This window comes from Bradyrhizobium sp. CFUWI, assembly GCF_056429085.1.
Map to the genome: position 1 here is coordinate 1 of NZ_JBWJZE010000324.1, position 385 is coordinate 385.

Consider the following 385-nt stretch of genomic DNA (forward strand, 5'->3'; position numbering starts at 1 on the left):
TCTACAAGGGGAGATCCCCCTCCACGGTGGTGCGGTAGAGCTTTCGGCGCTCGCTGTCCGGCGTGCCCGCGGCCAGGTGCTGCACGGAGCGGTTGTCCCAGAACACCAGGTCGTGCGGCCGCCACACGTGGCGGTAGACGAGCTCGGGGCGGATGGCCGCGGCGAAGAGTTCGGCCAGCAGCGCCCGGCTCTCGTCCTCGGGCAGGCCGACGATGCGGGTGGTGAAGTGCTCGTTCACGAACAGCGCGCGGCGCCCCGTCTCCGGGTGCGTGCGCACCACGGGGTGGACGGCGGGCGCCACCTCGGCGATCTGCGCGGGCGTGAGCGCGGGGCGCCAGGGATTGCGCGCGCGCAGTTCCTCGTACTTGGCCAGGTAGCTGTGCTC

Annotated in this window: 1 protein-coding gene; it reads right to left on the reverse strand. The window is 72.2% G+C overall.

Annotated features, from left to right (window positions below; all coding sequences use genetic code 11):
• Position 1: 1 nt before the first annotated feature.
• Positions 2–385 (reverse strand): TauD/TfdA dioxygenase family protein (locus AC066S_RS40020; protein ID WP_478272098.1); only part of this gene is annotated, 384 nt, incomplete at its 5' end.